Origin of the sequence: Flavobacterium undicola, from assembly GCF_009909155.2 — a bacterium.
Lineage (GTDB): Bacteria > Bacteroidota > Bacteroidia > Flavobacteriales > Flavobacteriaceae > Flavobacterium > Flavobacterium undicola.
This window is the reverse complement of record NZ_JAAAPM020000018.1, coordinates 19,157-38,025: the sequence shown is the minus strand read 5'-3', so window position 1 is coordinate 38,025 and position 18,869 is coordinate 19,157. Positions and strand designations below refer to the sequence as shown.

General features: G+C 34.8%; 17 protein-coding genes. 6 read left to right on the top strand and 11 right to left on the bottom strand.

Annotated elements, in window-relative coordinates; genetic code table 11:
- Window positions 1–14: 14 nt before the first annotated feature.
- Window positions 15–1,520, top strand: a complete 1,506-nt coding sequence (locus tag GTZ96_RS11555) for a C40 family peptidase (RefSeq protein ID WP_161644089.1) — start codon at window positions 15–17, stop codon at window positions 1,518–1,520.
- A 65-nt stretch (window positions 1,521–1,585) separates the two neighbouring features.
- Here GTZ96_RS11555 and GTZ96_RS11550 read toward each other — a convergent pair whose 3' ends face one another.
- Together GTZ96_RS11550 and GTZ96_RS11545 are read right to left on the bottom strand one after the other, a co-directional pair.
- Entirely contained in the window at window positions 1,586–2,704 is a 1,119-nt protein-coding gene (locus GTZ96_RS11550) for a lactonase family protein (protein WP_207720182.1), read from the bottom strand.
- A 135-nt stretch (window positions 2,705–2,839) separates the two neighbouring features.
- A complete protein-coding gene (locus GTZ96_RS11545) occupies window positions 2,840–4,240 on the bottom strand; it encodes a Do family serine endopeptidase (protein WP_161644088.1) in 1,401 nt (466 codons plus the stop codon).
- Between the two features lie 136 nt (window positions 4,241–4,376).
- On the opposite strand from GTZ96_RS11545, the gene dapF reads away from it, so the two are divergent.
- From dapF to GTZ96_RS11520, 5 genes are all read left to right on the top strand, one after another.
- Window positions 4,377–5,159 carry a diaminopimelate epimerase gene (dapF, locus tag GTZ96_RS11540; protein ID WP_161644087.1) on the top strand — a complete coding sequence of 261 codons (783 nt, stop codon included), beginning with the start codon at window positions 4,377–4,379 and terminating at the stop codon, window positions 5,157–5,159.
- A 24-nt stretch (window positions 5,160–5,183) separates the two neighbouring features.
- Window positions 5,184–5,717, top strand: coding sequence for a GNAT family N-acetyltransferase (locus GTZ96_RS11535; RefSeq protein ID WP_161644086.1), 534 nt, complete (start codon window positions 5,184–5,186; stop codon window positions 5,715–5,717).
- Window positions 5,718–5,727: 10 nt separating this feature from the next.
- Window positions 5,728–6,768 carry an endolytic transglycosylase MltG gene (gene mltG, locus GTZ96_RS11530; protein ID WP_161644085.1) on the top strand — a complete coding sequence of 347 codons (1,041 nt, stop codon included), beginning with the start codon at window positions 5,728–5,730 and terminating at the stop codon, window positions 6,766–6,768.
- Window positions 6,769–6,770: 2 nt separating this feature from the next.
- The gene (locus GTZ96_RS11525) at window positions 6,771–7,685 is read left to right on the top strand and encodes a DUF2279 domain-containing protein (protein WP_394368015.1); all 915 of its coding nucleotides are present in this window, start codon (window positions 6,771–6,773) and stop codon (window positions 7,683–7,685) included.
- A 97-nt stretch (window positions 7,686–7,782) separates the two neighbouring features.
- Window positions 7,783–8,421: a peptidoglycan-binding protein LysM gene (locus GTZ96_RS11520; protein ID WP_161644121.1), complete on the top strand. Its 639-nt coding sequence runs from the start codon at window positions 7,783–7,785 to the stop codon at window positions 8,419–8,421.
- A 49-nt stretch (window positions 8,422–8,470) separates the two neighbouring features.
- On the opposite strand, the gene GTZ96_RS11515 is transcribed toward GTZ96_RS11520, so the two are convergent.
- The 9 genes from GTZ96_RS11515 to GTZ96_RS11475 all read right to left on the bottom strand — a co-directional run bounded on the left by GTZ96_RS11515 (window position 8,471) and on the right by GTZ96_RS11475 (window position 18,855).
- Window positions 8,471–8,986, bottom strand: coding sequence for a hypothetical protein (locus GTZ96_RS11515; RefSeq protein ID WP_161644084.1), 516 nt, complete (start codon window positions 8,984–8,986; stop codon window positions 8,471–8,473).
- A gap of 428 nt (window positions 8,987–9,414) precedes the next feature.
- Window positions 9,415–11,574 carry a methylmalonyl-CoA mutase gene (gene scpA, locus GTZ96_RS11510; protein ID WP_161644083.1) on the bottom strand — a complete coding sequence of 720 codons (2,160 nt, stop codon included), beginning with the start codon at window positions 11,572–11,574 and terminating at the stop codon, window positions 9,415–9,417.
- A gap of 40 nt (window positions 11,575–11,614) precedes the next feature.
- Window positions 11,615–12,979 (bottom strand): methylmalonyl-CoA mutase subunit beta, encoded by a 1,365-nt coding sequence (locus GTZ96_RS11505; RefSeq protein WP_161644082.1) that lies wholly within the window; start codon window positions 12,977–12,979, stop codon window positions 11,615–11,617.
- Window positions 12,980–13,007: 28 nt separating this feature from the next.
- Entirely contained in the window at window positions 13,008–13,334 is a 327-nt protein-coding gene (locus GTZ96_RS11500) for an FtsB family cell division protein (protein WP_128194271.1), read from the bottom strand.
- A 94-nt stretch (window positions 13,335–13,428) separates the two neighbouring features.
- Complete coding sequence (gene udk, locus GTZ96_RS11495; RefSeq protein WP_071185169.1) at window positions 13,429–14,037, bottom strand: uridine kinase; 609 nt, start codon at window positions 14,035–14,037, stop codon at window positions 13,429–13,431.
- Window positions 14,038–14,318: 281 nt separating this feature from the next.
- Window positions 14,319–15,506, bottom strand: coding sequence for an SMI1/KNR4 family protein (locus GTZ96_RS11490; protein WP_161644081.1), 1,188 nt, complete (start codon window positions 15,504–15,506; stop codon window positions 14,319–14,321).
- A gap of 347 nt (window positions 15,507–15,853) precedes the next feature.
- Window positions 15,854–16,735, bottom strand: a complete 882-nt coding sequence (locus tag GTZ96_RS11485; protein ID WP_161644080.1) for an SDR family oxidoreductase — start codon at window positions 16,733–16,735, stop codon at window positions 15,854–15,856.
- Window positions 16,736–16,842: 107 nt separating this feature from the next.
- Window positions 16,843–17,970, bottom strand: coding sequence for a methionine aminotransferase (locus GTZ96_RS11480; protein WP_161644079.1), 1,128 nt, complete (start codon window positions 17,968–17,970; stop codon window positions 16,843–16,845).
- 162 nt (window positions 17,971–18,132) lie between these two features.
- Window positions 18,133–18,855 (bottom strand): SAM-dependent methyltransferase, encoded by a 723-nt coding sequence (locus GTZ96_RS11475; RefSeq protein WP_161644078.1) that lies wholly within the window; start codon window positions 18,853–18,855, stop codon window positions 18,133–18,135.
- Between the last annotated feature and the right edge of the window lie 14 nt (window positions 18,856–18,869).

The following is an 18,869-nucleotide window of genomic DNA, read 5'->3' as shown; positions in this document are numbered from 1 at the left end:
CTTAAAATGGTTTTATGAGGTTTAAATTTTGGATTGTATTATTGGTTCTGTTTAGCAAGTTTAATGGTTTTTCTCAGGAAAAATTCATTCAACACTCGGTTGCTAAGGGTGAAACAATATCCAAGATTGCAGAACAATACAATGTTAAACCAGCGGCTATTTATGAAATCAATCCAGACGCCAAGAAAGGAATAAAATTCAAAGAAATTTTATTGGTACCAATTGGTTCACTTACAGATAAAAAATCGGAAGTTGCTGTTTCTAAAACCAATGTCGCTCAAAAAGAACATTTGGTTTTGGCTAAAGAAACCTTGTATGGAATTGCTAAGCAATATGGAGTTAAAGTTGCTGATTTGTATAGTTTAAATCCTTTATTAGAGAAAAAAGGTTTGCGAGTTGGAAATTCTATTAATGTTCCAGTTGTTGAATCGAATGATTTAGTTGCAGAGAATACTCCTCAAAAGGAAGTTTCGAAAACAGAAATTAAGAGCGAGGAGGTTAAAAAAGAAGTTTTAAAAACAGAAATTAAGATTGAGCAGCCTAAAAAAGAAGTTGTTCAGTTAAATTCTGAAAAGAAAGATACTTTAGCTGTTGTTGATAAAGGTTTTAAAGGAAATATTCTTAAGGAAGTATTAGCAAAAGAGACACTTTATGGTATTGCTAAAGAATATGGCATTTTAGTAGCCGATATTGAAAAAGCCAATCCAATATTAGAAAAGCAATCGTTGAGAATTGGTCAGAAAATTGTAATTCCAACGACTAATAAGCAATTGTTTGAAGAAAATAATGACGTTGCTATTAAGAAAGACGAAGTGAAGGTTGAGACTAAAATTGAAACAGCTGCAGTTGTAGAAAGTGAAGCTAAGGTTGAAAATTCAAAAGAGCCTGAAGTAGAAGTTAGTCATGAAGTTTTAGCTAAAGAAACTAAATACGGAATTGCAAAACAATATGGGCTTACAGTAAAAGAATTGGAAGCTCAAAACCCTAAGATTGCAAATAAGCTTTTAGTAGGGGAGAAATTAACGATTCGTACTTCAAAATCGAATGTTAAAACAACAACAAAATATGATTTTAGTGATGATTCCTTAGTTGATGATGGAGGAGGAGTTAATTATAATATGAAATCTTTCCAAGGGACTGATTTAATAGATCAGTTGATTTCTACGGCTTCTGAAAATATTGGAGTACGCTATAGAACAGGAGGTACCACTAAGGAAGGTTTTGATTGTTCGGGATTGATGTATTCCGCTTTTGGAGCATATGATATTCAATTGCCTAGAACATCTTTTGAGCAGTCACAGTTGGGGATGAAAATTGATGCTGAAAATGCTCAAAAAGGAGATTTAATCTTTTTTAAGACCAATGGAAGAAGCCAGATAAATCACGTAGGAATGGTTGTTGAAGTTTGTGATGGAGATATTAAATTTATTCACGCTTCAGTGGGTGGAGGTGTTATTATTTCGTCAATAAAAGAGAAATATTATAGTAAGAGAGTAACTCAAATCAATCGGGTTTTATAGATTTGAATTGAAATTATAAACAAAAAAAGCGCTATTGTAGCGCTTTTTTTGTGTTTGAAAATTACTTAAATAGTTTTTATTTTAACACATGAAATGTTTTGTATTTTTAGTTTGCTAATCTTTTTTAATAAGCCTGTTTGTAGATTTCTTTTAAAAACAATTACACTTCCGCTATTCATATTGGCTACAATTAAAAATTTTCCACTAGGGTTAATAGCAAAATTTCGTGGATGATTTCCTAAGCTGGATTGTGTGCCAACATTTTTTAGGGAACCGTCTTTTTCTATGCTGTAAATGGAAATATTGTTTTCTAATCCTCTATTCGAAACATATAAAAATTTGCCATCTGGACTAATGAGAATTTCGGCGCTGCCAAAATCAGTTGCCTCTTTTTTTGATTGGATTTTGATTCTTTCAATAAGGTTTAATTGTCCTTTTTCAAAGGTGTAGGCACTTATGGCTCCGGCAATTTCTTCAATACAATAGCCCCATTTTTTATTGGGATGAAAAGCAAAATGTCTAGGGCCGCTTCCTGGAGTGCTTTTTACAAAACTAACGTTACTAGTGTCTAAAGGCTCTTTTTTGTTGCCGTAAAAAGGGAAGATTCTGATTTTATCTGCGCCTAAATCAGGAGAAACTATATAGTTGTTGTCTGGAGAAAGATACACAGAATGTACATGAGAACTTTTTTGTCTTTGAGGATTAATACTTCCTTCGGTAAAAGGAATGTGTTGTACAATTGGATTTATTTTTCCGTCTTCAGCAATAGGAAATACTGAGATGCTGCTTCCTGTGTAATTAGCGTCGATAAGCCATTTTCCGGTGTGATCTATTGAGAGATAGGCCGGGTTTTCTCCATTTGTTTTTTGACTGTTTAAAAATATCAGGCTTTTGTTTTTGGGATCAAATTTAAAACTGCTAACGCTACCTGCATTTGGGGTTTTACTTTCGGTACAGGCATATAAAAACTGTCCGTCATTTGATAAACTAAGATAAGAAGGATTTGAAATGTTTCTGACGCTGGTTATTTTGGTTAATTTTCCTTTAATAGTATCTAATTGGTAAACATAAATTCCTTCGGCACTTTTGTCAGGTGTGTAAGAGCCAAAAAAGACATAGCTGTTTTGGGAATGAGAAAGCTGAAAGCTTATTAAGACTAGTAGTAATAGTATCGTTTTTTTCAAGATTTTCGGTTTAGATTAAGTGAAGTTCAAATGTATTTCTTTTTCAGATGAAATTTTTAATTCCGATTTGTTAAAATATAAAAAAAAACAAAAGCCAGTAATCTTACTGGCTTTTGTTGCTTAGGTATAAAGAGATTAAATGATAATTCGAATAACTTCTCCGTTTTTGTTAATCATTTCAAGGCGAACACTTTGTTGTTCATCTTTGCCGTTTAAAAGTTTAGAAACACTTTCGATGTCTTTAGTTTTTACATTGTCAATGCTTAAGATGATGTTTCCTTTTAATTCTTCGGCATATTGACTTAAATTTTCGTTGTTGATTGATTTGATTTTTACACCATAATCAACTCGGAATTTCTTTTTGTCGGCCGCCGAAATGCTTTCTAGTTCGATTCCTTTAAATTCGGTATTAAACAATTCGTTTTTGCTTAATGTCACAGGAATGGTTTTACTGTCGCCTTCTCTAATAATGGTTACGGCTACCTTATCATTAGGTCTTTTAGTATTGATATATCCTGAAAGATCGGCAAAAGTTGCAATGCTTTGATTGTCGATTTTAATGATAATATCTCCTTTTTTCAAGCCGGATTTATCAGCTCCGGTATTTTTTCGAACATTCTTAATGTAGAAACCTTCAGTTTGTTTGATACCTAATTCTTTTGAAGCTGTAGCATTTAATTCGCCTCCTTCAACGCCTAAAATTCCGCGTTGTACGTTGCCAAATTCCATAATGTCTTCGATTATTTTTCGGGCAATATTAGATGGAACGGCAAAAGAATAGCCTACATAAGAACCCGTCATAGAAGTAATCATGGTGTTGATTCCTATTAAATCACCACGCGTGTTTACTAGCGCACCACCACTGTTTCCAGGGTTTACTGCAGCATCAGTTTGTATGAAAGATTGGATTCCATCAGTGCCCAGGTTTCGGGCTTTTGCCGAAACAATTCCCGCAGTTACCGTAGAAGTTAGATTGTATGGATTTCCAACAGCAAGTACCCATTCTCCCACTTTTACATCGTCAGAATTTCCAAAAGTGGTATAAGGTAATTTTTCATCAGCATCAATTTTTAATAGCGCAATGTCCATTTTAGAATCGGTACCAATTAGTTTTGCTTTGTAGGATTTTTTATTGTTTAAGGTGATTTCAATTTCCGAAGCATCTTTAACTACGTGATTGTTTGTTACAATATAACCATCTTCTGAAATGATTACTCCTGAACCGGTACCTACTTGCTCTTGAGATTGTCCTCCTCTGTAGCCGTAGAAAAATTCGAGCATTGGGTCGCTTACTTTTTGGTAAGAAACATTTTTTACGTGAACTACAGTATGGATTGTTTTATCTGCCGCTTCAGTAAAATCTAATACATCTGAAGATAAGCCTACTCTCTTAGTGTAAGCATCGGGTGATAGAGTTGTTAAGGTTTTTTTGTTATTCGAAAAATAACCACCGTTGTCAAATAATAATTTATAAGCTCCTAGAGTTGTGGCTCCGCTTAAAAGAGATACTAAAAATAGATTTGAGAATCGTTTCATAATAGCAATCGTTTTTTTGTTATTTGTTGAGTAAATTTAAAACGAAATGTGAATGTTAAAAAACACTTTAACGCTGTTTAACAATGATTAACATTTCATTAATAGTTCGTACTTTTGTAAAACATAATTAGAAATAATGCAAATACAATTTTATAAATACCAAGGTACAGGAAACGATTTTGTTATGATTGATAATCGTTCTGGTTTTTTTCCAAAAGAAGACACAGCATTGATAGAACGTCTTTGTGACAGACGATTTGGAATTGGGGCTGATGGCCTTATTTTGCTCGAAAATGATGCTGAAACCGATTTTAAAATGGTTTATTACAATTCAGATGGGAATCAGAGTACCATGTGTGGAAATGGAGGAAGATGTTTGGTTGCTTTTGCGAAACAATTGGATGTAATTGGAGATACAACTTCATTTAATGCGATTGATGGTTTGCACCATGCTTCAGTAGATAAAGACGGAATTGTTTCTTTGCAAATGATTGACGTTGATGGTGTAAAAACAACTGCTGATTATAGTTTTTTAAATACAGGTTCGCCACATCATGTACAATTAGTGGATGATTTAGAACATTATAATGTAAAAGAAAATGGTGCTGCGATTCGTTATGGTGAATTGTATGGTAAAGCAGGAAGCAATATTAATTTTGTAAAAAAAATAGACGAGTCAACTTTTGCACTTCGTACGTATGAACGCGGAGTGGAAGATGAAACCCTAGCTTGTGGTACTGGAGCAACGGCTGCTGCTATTGCTATGAATGCCATTGGAGAAACTGATTTGACAGCTATTAATATGAATGTAGAAGGAGGGGAATTATCGGTTTCTTTCGAAAAAGAAGGCAATAAATATATTAATGTATTCCTGAATGGTCCTGCAAAATTTGTTTTTGAGGGTACTATCGAAATTTAATCACAAAAAGGAACTCACTTCAAAATGATCAATCTAAAAGGAGACACGATCTATATCCGGGCATTAGAACCCAATGATTTGGAATTTATTTATGCCGTAGAAAACGATCAAAGCATTTGGGAAGTGAGTAATACACAAACTCCTTATAGCCGATTTTTAATACGCCAATACCTTGAAAATGCCCATCAGGATATTTATGAGGCCAAGCAATTGCGATTAGCCATTTGTCAGGATCAGGATTTCCCAGCACTGGGACTTATTGATTTATTCGATTTTGATCCAAAGAATAATAGAGCAGGAGTAGGGATTATGATATTAAGCGATGCCAATAGAAATCAAAATATTGGTTCAGAAGCTTTAGAATTATTGATTCGCTATTCATTCTATCATCTTAATTTACATCAATTGTATGCAAATATTGGTGTGCAAAATGAAGCAAGTAAAGCACTTTTTACTAAATTTGGCTTTCAATGTATAGGTGTCAAAAAGGATTGGAATCTTATCAATGGAGTGTATCAAGACGAAGCCATCTATCAACTAATTAATCAACAATTTTAAATTTTTAGCTTTGACCCCAAAAAAAATTATTTCAATCGCTTCTATTGCGATTATTTCAGGATTGATTATTTATGGCTTTGTTTTAATTGGCCAAATATTCTCTAATAATACCAAGTTTACTGAGAACGAAGTTTATGTTCATATTCCAACAGATGCAACTTACGAACAAGTGCTTGATTCGTTGAAGACTTATGTGACTAATTTGGATCGTTTTGAAATGGTTGCCAGTAAAATGAGTTATCCTGATAATGTAAAATCAGGGCGTTTCCTGTTGACTAAAGGAATGAATAGTTACGAGTTGGTTAAAGCAATGAGAAACAATATTCCTGTAAAATTAGCTTTCAATAATCAAGAGCGAATAGAGAATTTGGCGGGTCGTGTGGGTTCTCAAATTGAGGCTGATAGTTTGTCTTTACTTAATTCTTTTAAAGATTCAATCTTTTTAAAAGAAAATGGTTTTACTGAAGAGAACGTTTTGTCTATGTTTATAGCCAATACTTATGAAGTGTATTGGAATACTTCGGCTGAGAAGTTTAGAGATAAAATGATTAAGGAATACCGCAATTTTTGGAATAAAGAGCGTGTTGCCAGTGCCCAAAAACAAGGATTGACTCCTATAGAAGCTACTATATTAGCCTCTATTGTACATAAAGAATCGGTTAAAAAAGACGAAAGACCTAGAATTGCAGGTGTTTATTTAAATAGATTGCGAGCAGCAATGCCACTTCAGGCCGATCCAACAGTGATTTTTGCTAAAAAGAAAAAGGATAATGATTTTAATCAGGTTATAAAACGAGTTTTTTATAACGATTTGTTTTTAAATTCACCATACAACACTTATAAAGTGGTTGGCCTTCCTCCTGGACCTATTGCTATGCCTGATATTACGGCATTAGAAGCAGTTTTGAACCCGGAAAAAAATGATTTTATCTATTTCTGCGCTAGTGTGGATCGTTTTGGATACCATGAATTTGCAGCTACTTTGGCAGAACATAATGTAAATGCTAAAAAATATGCTGATTGGGTGAATGCACAGGGAATTAAAAGATAGTTTTGAGTTATAAAAACATTCTTTTCTTTTTAGTAGTGCTTGCAATGTCAAATTGCGTGGCTCAAAGTAGGTTTGATAATTTTTTTAAGCCGTCAGATACTTTAAATTCGAAAAGAAAGAATGCTGTTTTTATTTCTGAGGCAGCAGTCTCTACTGCGGCTTTAGTGGGCTTAAATCAATTATGGTATGCTGATTATCCAAAATCGAGCTTTCATTTTATTAATGACAATCAGGAATGGTTGCAAATGGATAAGGTGGGACATTTTTATTCCTCCTATCATTTAGGCCGATTAGGTGGCGAAATGTTACAATGGAGTGGTGTTAGTCCTAAAAAACAATTGATTTATGGTGCAGGCTTAGGATTCGCATTTTTAACCGCTGTGGAGGTTATGGATGGATTTTCTTCTCAATGGGGAGCATCAGCAGGGGATGTGGTTGCTAATGCTACAGGGACGGCTTTGTATGTTTCTCAGGAATTACTTTGGAAAGAACAACGCATTACTCCTAAATTTTCTTTTCATACCACTCGATTTGCTAAGTACCGTCCTGAAGTTTTAGGAAGCAGTTTTAGTGAACAAATATTGAAAGATTACAATGGTCAAACCTATTGGTTGTCGGCTAATTTAAAATCCTTTTTTAAAGACTCAAAAATTCCTAAAATTTTGAATGTCGCCATTGGCTATGGAGCGGATGGAATGATAGCTGGAAAAGGTGAAAATTCGCTCATTATTCCAGGCATAAATCAGACGAAATCGCGACAATTTTATCTTAGTTTAGACCTTGATTTGACAAAAATCGAGACCAAATCACATTTTTTAAAGACATTTTTTTCTGTTTTTTCTGTTTTGAAAATTCCGGCACCTACCCTCGAATACTCGTCTAACGAGGGATTTAGGTCTCACGTTTTGTATTTTTAGAAAACTTTAATAGCTTGATTTACAGCTTTATGAAAAAAGTTGTATCTTTGCGTGTAGAAATTTCTGAATGGGACAGCGTTTAGAAGAAAAACAATTTATGATAAAAAAATGGTATTTTTACACCAGCTTAACTGTAATTATTGTCTTTTTAAGTTACAGTTTTAAACCGCTTAAATTGGATACAAATGAGTGGTTTTTTACAAAAAATGATGATGGAATTCAGTACTTATTTCCATCGCTTGAACAAGAAGAATATACCAGTTTGAATATTCCCTTTACTGGAAATTTCTTCATCGGTTTTAAAGAAGCAATTGGCTTTAGAGAGTCCGAAAACAAGTACAAAAAAGTTAATTCATTAGGATATTTGGGTAAATACCAATTCGGAAATGAAACTTTAAGGTCTATAGGAATTCATGATACCCAAAAATTCTTAAGAAGTCCTAAACTACAAGAAAAAGCCTTTGTAGCTTTATTATCTAAAAACAAATCTATTTTACAGGATGTTATTGAAAAATACGACGGAAAGGTTGTAAACGGTATTTTGATAACAGAATCAGGTATTTTAGCAGCTGCTCACCTTGGAGGAGCTGGTTCAGTAAAAAAATACTTTAGAAGCAACGGAAGAAGATATATTAAAGATGCTTACGGTACTTCGATACGAAGTTATTTAAAAGCTTTTGGAGGATATGATACTTCATTTATTGAGCCTAATGTCAATGCAGTAGTTACTCTTTAATTTTCAATATTAAAAAAGAAAGGCATCCTTTGAAGGGTGCCTTTCTTTTTTATTTTATGATTTCACCATTAGGATGAACTTTTAATTTCATTGTTTTTTTTCCTTTTTGGATTTTTACATTGTATTGATTTTTAATAACATCCCCCTCTCTTTGAGTATATAAAAATTTGTCATTTACAAGAGACCAGTCAGGATAGGTTTTATAGATTGAATAAATAACTGCTCTAGGTAATTTTACATTTGTATAATTTTCAACAACACGCATTAATTTTCCTTTTTCATTATAGGTTGCTGCTAAAGAATTATTCTCTGTGCTAAATACAACTAGATAAATTTCATCTCCTTGTGTGTTTTTTCCAATATCATAAGCTATAAATGCATCTTGCAATTTTCTGACATTCATATCAGGATTTTTGTCGGGGATATAGATTGAAAAATCGGCTCCAACTCTTTTAATTACAACAGATGGTAATTCTTTAATGTCTATCGCGCCTTCTTCTTTCTCTTGTGAGAAACATGGAAGCATCAAACCTAGAAATAACAAAATAGTGGTAAATGTTTTCATAGATCTAATTTTAAATTAATTTTCGTTTTGTCTGATAATAAGTAATAGGTTTTTAAGATTTGATATTGTGTATTTTAATACGGCTTTACGAATGTTTTAAAATTTTATTTTAAGATATTAATCGAATTATATATTACGCAGGAATAATCAATTTTCAATTAAAAATGCTATTCTTCTTAATTAAAAAGACTGCATTTTATATGATGCCACTCAGTTTTTGGGGTGTTTGTAATGAACAAAAAATTACAGCTATTAAAGATACTATTTTTTTAACTTTAAAACTGATTTTATGAGTGTATATTTGTTAAATTAAAATGTTTTTATGAGTTAATTTTGGATTTAAATAATGAAAATGCTTTAAAATAGAAAAAGGAATACCTAATGAAATAAGTATTCCCTTTTTTTGATTTTTTGAATTAACGAATTATTTAATCAATTAAAACTTCAAATATTTTCAAGGCTATTTTACTAATGTTAGTACCTGGTCCAAAAACCGCAGCCGCACCGGTATCAAAAAGGTATTGATAATCCTGTGTTGGGATTACACCACCTACCACCACCATAATGTCTTGACGTCCCAGTTTTTTAAGTTCTTCAATCACTTGAGGAACTAAGGTTTTATGTCCGGCAGCAAGAGAAGAAATACCCAGAATATGAACGTCATTTTCCATAGCTTGTTTGGCAGTTTCAATTGGAGTTTGAAAAAGAGGCCCAATGTCAACATCAAAACCAATGTCGGCAAATGCTGTGGCGACTACTTTAGCGCCTCTGTCGTGTCCGTCTTGTCCCATTTTTGCAATCATAATTCTTGGGCGACGACCTTCTTTTTTGGCAAAGATATCTGCCAATTGTTTCGCTTCTTCAAAGCTTTTATTGTCTTTTATTTCTTTACTATACACACCACTAAAAGATTTAATTTGCGCCTTATGTCTTCCAAATACGATTTCTAATGCCTGGCTAATTTCGCCTAATGTTGCTCTTTCTCTGGCAGCATCGATGGCTAATTCCAGTAAATTTCCTGCTCCAGTTTGAGCACAAACGGTTATTTTTTCTAAAGCCTCTTTTACTTTTAAAGTATTTCGGCTTGTTTTTACTTGATGAAGGCGTTCGAGTTGTTGTTTTCGAACTTTTTCAATGTCAATGTTTAAGATATTTAAAGGAGCTTCTTTTTTTAATTGGAATTTATTAACGCCTACAATAATATCTTGTTCACTGTCTATGCGGGCTTGCTTTCTTGCAGCGGCTTCTTCTATTCGCAATTTTGGAATTCCGGTTGCCAGTGCTTTGGTCATGCCGCCAAGAGCTTCAATTTCTTCAATTAGTTTCCAGGCTTTTTCTGCAATTTCATTGGTTAAACTTTCCACATAATAACTGCCTGCCCAAGGGTCAACAGTTTTACTCACTTTAGTTTCTTCCAATAAAAACAATTGGGTGTTTCGGGCAATTCTTGCCGAAAAATCGCTAGGTAAAGCCATAGCTTCATCTAAGGCATTGGTGTGAAGTGATTGAGTTCCTCCAAAAACTGCCGCCGAAGCTTCAATACAGGTACGGGCTACATTGTTAAATGGGTCTTGGGCCGTTAAACTCCAACCGCTGGTTTGACAATGCGTGCGCAAGGTAAGTGATTTGCTGTTTTTAGGATTAAAAGTTTTTATGAGTTTGGTCCAAATCATTCTTGCGGCTCTCATTTTGGCAATTTCCATAAAATGATTCATGCCAATTCCCCAGAAGAAAGACAATCTCGGGGCAAATTCATCGATTTTCATTCCTGTCGAAAGTCCGGTTCTAACATATTCTAAACCATCGGCAAGAGTGTAAGCCAATTCAATATCGGCGGTGGCTCCCGCTTCCTGCATGTGGTATCCCGATATGGATATCGAATGGAATTTGGGCATTTTTTTGCTGGTATATTCAAAAATAGCAGCAGTTATTTTCATCGAAGCTTCCGGTGGATAAATATAAGTGTTACGCACCATGAATTCTTTTAGAATGTCATTTTGGATGGTTCCCGAAAGTTGTTCCGGTTTGAAACCTTGTTCTTCGGCTGCCACAATATAAAATGCCATAATGGGTAAAACCGCTCCATTCATAGTCATGGAAACCGACATCTTATCCAAAGGGATTTGGTCAAATAATATCTTGAAATCTTCTACGGTATCAATGGCAACTCCTGCTTTTCCTACATCGCCAGCTACACGTTCATGTTCCGAATCATAGCCGCGATGGGTTGCTAAATCAAAAGCAATGGAAAGTCCTTCCTGTCCTGCGTGGATATTTTTTCTGTAAAAAGCATTGCTTTCTTCAGCAGTAGAGAAACCAGAATATTGACGGATAGTCCAGGGTTTTTGAACGTACATCGTTGTGTGTGGACCGCGTAAATAAGGAGGAAATCCGGCAGCAAAGTCCAGATGATCGAAATCTTCAACGTCTTTTTCGGAATAATTTTGTTTGAGTTCGATTTCTTCTGCCGTAACAAAATTATTTTGTGTGAAATTGGTTTTTTCTTTTGCAAAAGTAGCCTCAAAGCTGTAATCAGCTTCAGATTTTTGATTGTCGAGTTGAATATATCTGAGGTCTTTTCGAATCATTTTGGATGCTTTTTGCAAATTTATTGTATTGAATGCTGAATTATTCTGAAGCCAGTCGCTCTTGTTCTAATTTTTCTGCCAGTCGTTTTTCAATAATTGGTGTAATCAGGGTTTTTCTAGGCTTTATTTTTACAAAAGGATACAATTCGATTTGCTCTTTCATTTTGTCTTTTGGGTTCAAATATTTGTTTGTCCCAATAAGAATCTCTTTGCCGGAATCAAAAAGTTGCTGTTCTTTATCGGCACTTTCTTGAATTTTTCTTTTGATAATTCCGTCGTTCAATTGCTTTAAAAAACCGCCATTGGCTTCAATTTCTTTAAACAAAGTCAAGGCTTTTTCGGCCAGTTGCTGCGTTAGGGTTTCGATATAATAACTTCCGTCGGCAGGATTGTTTACTTTATCAAAATAGCTCTCATCTTTAAGAATCAGTAATTGATTGCGGGCTATTCGGTCGCCAAATTCATTGTTTTTATGATAAATGGCATCGTAAGGCAAATTGGCAATGGCATCCGCTCCGCCTAAAATTGCCGACATGCATTCGGTTGTGGTGCGCAACATATTGATATTGTAATCATAAAGCGTTTTGTTGCGTTTTGTAGGTGTTACCAAGAGATGGCAATCGCTGTCGTGGTAATATTCTTTAGCAATCAATTGAAATAACAAGCGAAGCGCACGCAATTTGGCAATTTCAAAAAAGTAATTGCTTCCCACGGCAATTTCAAAAACAATGGCTTGATGAATCGTTGGAATCCGATTCAAATATTCATTGGCGTGAGCCAAACTATAAGCGATTTGCTGAACGATATTTGCTCCTGCATTTTGATACAAAGCTGAATTAATGCTAATCAAAGAACTGTCTCTAGTCACTTTCGAAAGCAATTGAAGCGTTTCAAAATTGTCTTTTTCTTTGGTGGTAAACCAATTTCCTTCTTTGGCTAATTGTCCAATAGGATCTAGATTGTAAAATACAGCCGCTTTTTTTTGTTCTACAATGGTATTTATTTTCGAAATAAAATCAACTGATAAAAACTTTAGCTCAAAGTAAATCGCCGTGTTTTCCAGCGGCAGTTTTTCCAACAGTTTTTGGATGTCAACAGATTCATTTTCGATGGTAAATCGTAAACTTTCGGCTCCTCTTTTTAAAGAATCCAAGGCTCTTTCTACTGATTTTTCTACATCAAAGACAAAAATGTTTTGGCAGATTTTAAACTGTGATGCATTTGTGGCAGCAGTAGTGGTTTTACTAAAATCATCCCGATGGTAAAAGGGTTTAACTTTAATGTCTTCTGGCGAATTCCATACCAAGGTTTCGTTATAATCGGCTCCATCAAGCTCAAACTGGATTTTTTGTTTCCATTGCTTTGATGAAACAGGGTCGAAATCTTCGAATAGATTAGTAGCCATTTTTAGTTTGAGTTTAATAATTCAGGATTTATTGTTTCTTTTCGATAGTGTCGCCTTCAAATTCTATCAGGTAAATGTCCTCACTGTCTTTTTTCATATAGTATTTTTCGCGGGCATATTTTTCTACCTGTTGCGGATTTTTAAGCTGCTTAATTTGGGCTTCGTCTTTTTTGATTTCTTCCTGATAATAGGTTTTGTTGTCTTCCAGCTCTTCAATTTGATTGTCTAAAACGCGATGATCAAAATAAGAGTAGTTGTCTAAAAATATCATCCAAGCGGCAAAAAAGGATAAGGACCAAATGTATTTGTTACTTAAAAATTTAAACCAGGCTTTGTCTTTATATGGATTCTTCATTAGTTTTTTTATGTCAGGTTAAACTAAAATCAGCTTTTGATAAAAGTAAAACGGCATTAGTGTTTTAGTGTGTTATTATAAAATTACAATAAAATTATAGAATTTTTTGATTTATTACCGTGCGAAGCATGTCTATGGCTACGGTGTTGTATTTGTTGTTTGGGATAATAATATCGGCAAATGCTTTTGTAGGCTCAATAAACTGTTCGTGCATGGGTTTTAAGGTTTGTTGATAACGGTTTAAAACTTCATCCATATCACGACCACGCTCGGCAATGTCTCTTTTTAATCGGCGGATGAGTCTTTCATCGGCGTCGGCATGAACATAGATTTTGATGTCAAATAAATCCCTTAATTGGGCATGAGCCAAAATTAAAATTCCTTCCACAATCATTACTTTTCTGGGATGCGTGCTGATGCTGTCTTCGGTTCGGTTGTGAGTTACGAAAGAATATACGGGCTGCTGAATGGTTTTGCCTTCCTTGAGTTCTTGTAAATGAGTAACTAATAAATCAAAATCGATGGCTCTGGGATGATCAAAATTGATTAGAGCACGTTCGTCATAACTTAGATTGGTCGTCTTTTTATAATAAGAATCCTGAGAAATAACACCTACTTCGGCATCAGGCAATTGCTTCATGATTTGGTGCACGACCGTTGTTTTTCCACTTCCTGTTCCGCCTGCAATTCCTATAATGAGCATAAAATGGTTTGTTGTTGTTTGTAAAACAAAAATAGGAATTTAATTGGGAGGAGTTTAGGTTTTGTGCAAAAGTGTTTTGCTTTTTATTGCTCCGCAAAGTCTTTGACTTTGAAGAGGTGTTAAGCTGTCTGTGACAGCTGTAGAATTAAATTATTAAAATATCGGTTATAAACCGATAGTCACTACCGCAAAGTTGCAAACTTTGCGGAGCTGACAAAATAAATGTCAAACGGTAAGTTGACGCCAAACCGCTATTATATTATAGGTTGTTTTTATTTCGTTTAATTGTCAAGTTTGTTTAATAGTTCTTTGTTTAATAATGGTAATAAAGATTCGCAAAGAAATGGATCAAATGGTCTGTACTCAAAAGCGACCTTAAAATACCTTTTCAATGCTGTCTTTGAATTTTCGATTTGATTGAGGGTTGAATAAACAATGGCAGCTTTGAAATGAGTGGTTAAGAATAAATTTGTATGATTTTCTTCATACAGATTGACGAAATCTTCGGGAGAACCATATTCAAATAAGAAGTAAAGTTGATAGTCCAATTTGGCAACTTTGTTTTTTTCTTTTAGCAAATCCTTTCTCACTTCTGTTATTTGAACTTCTATATCTTCAAGACTTATTGGATTTGTCTTTATAGTGAATTTGTCCAATTGAAAATCTGCAACAAATAATTTTTTTTCCTGAGCAGCTTCACTATATTTATTTAGTAGGTGTTCGTTTCCTTTTTTAAATTTCAAATTCAGAATCAGTTTTTCTAATTCTTGGAAACGATTTGTCTTGCCTGAGGCAATAAGTATTAATGCAAGTAGGTCGCTAATGCCATTATAATAACCGTATAGCTTACCCTCGGCAATGTAATTGCTGGATAAGAAATAAACAGTTTCCCAATCAAGATTAAAAACAGCCTTTCTTAAACTGAAGTCAGTAACGAATTTTGGCTTGGCAGTCTTTAGGTTTTTGGTTTGTTCTTTTAAAAATGAGAGATCAGATTCAAAATATTCTTTTAGTGAGGTGAATTCTTCTTCACCAGGAATCCAACTTGCAAATTTCCAGTAACGCCATTTGCTCACTTTTTCACTTGGTGGGATAATTAAAAATTGTTGTTCTTCATTTAGACCTCCAATTAAGATGCTGGATGTAAGTGCTTCACCAACTTCTTTCAGGTCCTCATTTTTAGACCATATTTCTACAAGGTCTTCATCTAACGTCTTGAGGTAGTCGATTTTGTCAATTGATAAGAAGGAACAACTTATGGAAGACGTTTGCGGAAAACCATTGCTAATTTTTAAGAATTCAAGGTAGTCGCCTGGAAGTTTTATTTCTAACCTTTTCTCTGTGTCGCATATTTCTTTGTCTTGCGCTACCAATGTACCAAGCCATTTAGTTTTTACTTGTTCGTCACTAAAGTCAAAGTCGTTGAGCAGCAATGTTTTTTTTGATATTTCTTTTAATGTCTTTAACATTTCTGTCTGTCTAAAAATTACCTATAACTTATAAATATGCGTAATATAGTTGCGACAATCTACCTGATTTGGCGGTGTTGTCGCTTTTTTTTGCGATTTCTATTTTTCAAATATATCAATAAATATTTACAAATGTAAGCTTGTGTTTTTTAAATTTAATTGAGTTTGAAAAGCTTAATGAGATTGCTTCGCTACGCTCGCAATGACAAACTGTGGGGTTTTGGTTCGCGTTAAGGATGGAAGCGGTATCCTTTTGTGGAGCGTAGCGGAACTAAAGATATAGCGTACAGCCTGACCCCGCCGTAACGGAGTGGAGGCGGGGGAACGTCCAAAAAAATGAAAAGGTTTTATTTATTCTTCTTTGCTTTAATCATCATTTCGAGTTGGTCCCAAAGTTCTTCGGGAATGGCTTCTAGAATATTAAATTGTCCCGCGCCTTTGAGCCATTCTCCACCGTCAATCACCACAACTTCGCCGTTGATGTAAGCAGAGAAATCGGAAACCAGATAAGCGGCTAAATTGGCTAATTCCTGATGGTCCCCCACGCGTTTGAGCGGGACTTTTTTAGCCATATCGAATTTTTCGGAAAGATTTCCGGGAAGCAATCTGTCCCAGGCGCCTTTGGTAGGAAATGGTCCTGGCGCAATGGCATTGGTGCGGATGCCGTATTTAGCCCATTCTACGGCAAGACTTCGGGTCATGGCGAGAACACCCGCCTTAGCAGTGGCACTGGGCACCACATAAGCCGAACCCGTCCAGGCATAGGTGGTCACAATATTTAAAACCGTAGCCGAAGTTTGCTTACTGTCAATCCAATGTTTTCCAAAAGCCAAGGTACAGTTTTTAGTCCCTTTTAAAACAATATCTATAATGGTGTCAAAGGCATTAGCCGATAAGCGTTCAGTAGGAGAGATGAAATTTCCCGCTGCGTTGTTGAGTAAAATATCGACTTTGTCAAAAGTTTTTATGACTTGGTGCAACATATTTTCGACTTCTTCATAATTGCGTACATCACATTGCACAGGCAAACAAATCCCCGCTGTCTCGGATTCTAATTCAATAGCTGTTTTTGTGAGTTTGTCTAAGTCGCGGGAAGTTATGGCTACTTTAGCGCCTAGTTCCAGGAAATATTTGGTCATGGATTTCCCTAATCCGCTACCGCCACCGGTAACAACAATTACTTTTCCTTTTAGGGCATCGTCTCGTAACATTTTTTGGCTAAAGTTCATTTTGATTCGGTTTTATTGTAAATATACGAAACAAGTAGTTGAAAATTCATTTTTAAGATTGAGCTTCTAAGAAACTTAGAATCTTAGCTACTTAGTAACTTGAAAAACTAAATTACATAAAGTCTTCTGGCGGCTTCTTCTAAGGTAGCGTTGTCTTTGGCAAAACAAAACCGGATTAAATGCAAATCTTTTCCGTTCTCGTAAAAATTAGAAATAGGAATCGCAGCCACACCGTGTTCGGTGATGAGGCGTTTGCAAAAATCCACATCGTTTTCGTTTGAAATGGCTTTGTAGGATACGACTTGGAAATAAGTGCCTTCACAAGGCATTAATTTAAACCTGCTTTTTGAGAGTAATTGCCTGAAATAATCTCTTTTTTCCTGATAGAAACTACCAATTTCGTCAACAGAAACGATGTCTAAATATTCACTTATTGCAGCTTGAGCAAGACTATTGACGCTAAAAACCAGAAATTGATGTACTTTTTTAATTTCTATCATCAAATGTTCGGGAGCAACTAAATAGCCGATTTTCCAACCTGTAATGTGAAATGTTTTTCCAAAAGATGAAACCACTACAGCCCGGTTGCGAAGTGATTTTCGAGTATGAACCGAAATGTGTTTTTGTTCGAAAGTGATGTATTCATAGACTTCGTCAGAAAGCAAAATGATTTTCGGGAATTTTTCAAGTAGCGTTTCTAAGGCTTTGAAATCCGTTTCATTCAAAATTTTTCCTGTTGGATTGTGTGGATTATTGATGATAATCATCTTGGTTTTCTCAGAACAAGCTGCTTCGATAGTTTCCCAATTGGGGGTGTAATCATCATTTAAAGGGACTCGAACGGGCTTTGCATTGCATAATAAAATGGGAGCTTCGTAACAATCGTAACTTGGATCTAAAATTAGGACTTCGTCCTGATTTTCTACCAAGGCTTGAATGCTCGTAAAAATCCCTTGAGTAGCTCCGGTAGTGACTAAAATTTCGGTTTCTGCTTGAATATTTCTTTGGTACGAATCACTAACAAGCGAAGCAATTTTTGATAACAGCGGCGGATAACCAGCCATCGGAGTGTATTGGTGAATGTCTTCGTTGGCCAATTTTGCAACAATTGCAGTCAGTTTTTCATCAACAGGGAAATTTGGAAAACCTTGAGATAAATTGATGGCATTGTGTTTAGTAGCCATTTTTGACATGACTGTAAAAATGCTGGTGCTAATGTTGGGAAGTTTAGACATACTTTACTTTTTTGAAAGGCTAAAAGTAAGGAAATGGCCTGAGTTAGGGAAAAGAATAAAGAGTGAATTTTTTTTTGATTCAACTTATGTGATTTATTTGTAAAAACAATAGTTAAAAGTTTTATTCAAAAATAAGAGAAACTTATATGGTAAAGAACAAAACTACATTTTATGAATAATAAAAATAGTAGGACGCTTATGTAAATCGATAGTTTCTTTTTTCCAAGCCGAAATTTTCTTAGTCTTGATATATTCCGTTGGTAAAGTAATATCAGTAGCAATACACAAATGTGTTTCAGGGTGTAATGTTTGGATTAAATCTTCCAGTAATTTATTGTTGCGATACGGTGTTTCAATAAAAATTTGAGATTGATTTTTCTCGAATGAGATTCTTTCTAAACTTTTAAAACTCGCTTTTTTCTCGTCTTTTTCTATTGGTAAATAACCATGAAAAGTAAAACTTTGTCCATTCATTCCTGAAGCCATCATCGCTAATAAAATAGAAGAAGGGCCTACTAATGGAATCACCTGAATGCCTCTTTCATGTGCTAATTTCACTATAACAGCACCTGGGTCAGCAACTCCGGGACAACCTGCTTCGCTCATTAAGCCTACATTTTTTCCTTCTAATAAAGGTTTGATGAAGTCTAAGTGTTCTTTGGTTTCCGTATGTTTGTTTAATGCAAAAAGCACTAAATCAGCTTGTTTTTTTTCAGGATGAACCTCTTTGATCGATTTTCGAGCGGTTTTTTCGTTTTCGACAATATAATGGTCAATAAAATCAATAGTCCTTTTTATGGTTTGCGGTAAAACATCCATCGGGTCACATTCTCCCATTGTGGTAGGGATTAAATAGAGTTTTCCTAAAAGAGGGTTTGATTTCATTAGTGTGATTTTTT